Origin of the sequence: Burkholderia sp. BCC1640 (assembly GCF_902833125.1) — a bacterium.
Lineage (GTDB): Bacteria > Pseudomonadota > Gammaproteobacteria > Burkholderiales > Burkholderiaceae > Burkholderia > Burkholderia diffusa.
The window spans coordinates 1-1717 of sequence record NZ_CADFEF010000081.1; the positions used below are offsets into that span (position 1 = coordinate 1).

The 1717-nt window shown below is 62.7% G+C and carries 3 protein-coding genes; all 3 read left to right on the forward strand.

Annotated features, from left to right (window positions below; genetic code table 11):
* Nucleotides 1–84: 84 nt before the first annotated feature.
* Nucleotides 85–486 carry a transposase gene (locus HWX25_RS32515; protein WP_175912678.1) on the forward strand — a complete coding sequence of 134 codons (402 nt, stop codon included), beginning with the start codon at nucleotides 85–87 and terminating at the stop codon, nucleotides 484–486.
* On the forward strand, nucleotides 483–824 hold the full coding sequence (gene tnpB / locus HWX25_RS32520) for an IS66 family insertion sequence element accessory protein TnpB (protein WP_043179543.1): 342 nt from the start codon (nucleotides 483–485) through the stop codon (nucleotides 822–824). The genes HWX25_RS32515 and tnpB overlap by 4 nt, the downstream gene beginning before the upstream one ends.
* 51 nt (nucleotides 825–875) lie before the next feature.
* On the forward strand, nucleotides 876–1717 hold an 842-nt coding region (locus HWX25_RS32525), incomplete at its 3' end, for an IS66 family transposase (protein WP_175912681.1).

The window sequence follows — 1717 nt, forward strand, 5'->3', positions numbered from 1 at the left end:
GTAAGCACTCGACACGTACCGTCTGTTCATGAGGGCGCGGCACCGGCAATCTGATTCCCATCAGATGTAATGGGAATCAGATTGATGAAGCCAGTGGTGCATGGAAGACAACCGGGATCGAGGAACTACACGAAGGAGTTTCGGGAAGCGGTTGCTGCAGAAGCGAACGATCCGAATCGCTCGATCGCCGAGGTAGCGCGTGCGCACGGCTTGAACGCCAATATGGTCGCGCAGTGGCGAAGAAGCTTACTCGATACGCAACGTGCACCGTCGGTACCAAACATCGCGCTGCTGCCTGTTGATGTGGTCGATCTGCCTGCGAAAGACGTCCCAAACCACGCTCTGGCGCAAACGCTGAATGTGTCGGCGAGCCCGGCGATGCCGCCGGGCTGTGAAATCGAGATCGAGGTCGGCAAACGACGTATTCGTATCCGCGGTGTGTCGCAGGAGTTCGCCGAACAGTATTTGCGAGACTGTCTGAAGTGATCCCGCCGAACACGCGAATCTGGATCGCGGCGGGCGTCACGGACATGCGTTCCGGCTTCAACTCGTTGGCCGCGAAGGTGCAAACCGTGCTGGAGAAGGATCCCTATAGCGGGCACGTGTTCGTGTTCCGGGGTAAGCGCGGTGACTTGCTGAAGTGCTTGTGGTGGTGCGACGGTGGCCTGTGCCTGCTCTCGAAGCGCCTCGAGAAAGGACGTTTCGCGTGGCCGCGCGCCGATGCCGGTGTTGTTGCGCTGACGACCGCTCAGCTCGCGCTCTTGCTCGAAGGTTTCGATTGGCGGCAGCCGATCGATGCAGCGCGCCCGCGAAGCGCATTGTAAACGTTCATTACGCGTGGAGAGCTTGTGGGTGGCGTCGTGTAAGCTCACTGCATGTCTGCCGCTCCCGCCGATCTCCCCGACGACATTGACGCGCTGAAGGCGATGGTCGCCAGTTTGCGCGAGCAGCTCTCGTCGCGCGCGATCGAGATCGAACATCTGAAGCTGACGATTGCCAAGCTGCGCCGGATGCAGTTCGGCCGGAAATCGGAGAAGCTGGATCGCCAGATCGAACAGCTTGAATTGCGGCTGGAAGACCTGCAGGCCGATGAAGGCTCGGCCGATATGGCCACGGCTGCTGCAGTGAAACGGCCGAGTCGCGAAGGTGTGGGCCGCAAGCCGTTACCCGATCACCTTGAGCGCGAAGAGCGCATCCATCTGCCCGCCGATGATGACTGCCCCGATTGCGGCGGGCAACTCAAACCGCTGGGCGAAGACGTCGCGGAACAGCTCGAATACGTCCGGGCGCACTTCCGCGTGATTCGCCACCGCCGTCCGAAGCTGGCCTGCGCATGCTGCGATCGCATCGTGCAGGCCGCGGCACCGAGTCGACCGATCGATCGTGGCATCCCAGGTCCAGCGCTGCTCGCGCACATCGCCGTGTCGAAGTTCGCGTACCACATCCCGCTGCATCGCCAGGCAGTCATGTACGCGCGCGACGGCGTCGAGATCGACCCCGGCACCATGGGCTACTGGATGGGTAGCATCGCGGGTCTGCTTGCACCACTGGTCGACGCCGTGCGCCGCTACGCGCTGGCCGGCGGCAAGGTTCATGCGGACGACACGCCGCTGCCAGTGCTGGCGCCCGGCAACGGCCGCACGAAGACAGGACGTCTGTGGGTCTACGTGCGTGATGATCGGCCAAGTGCCTCCGAAGCGCCGGCGGCGGTCTGGTT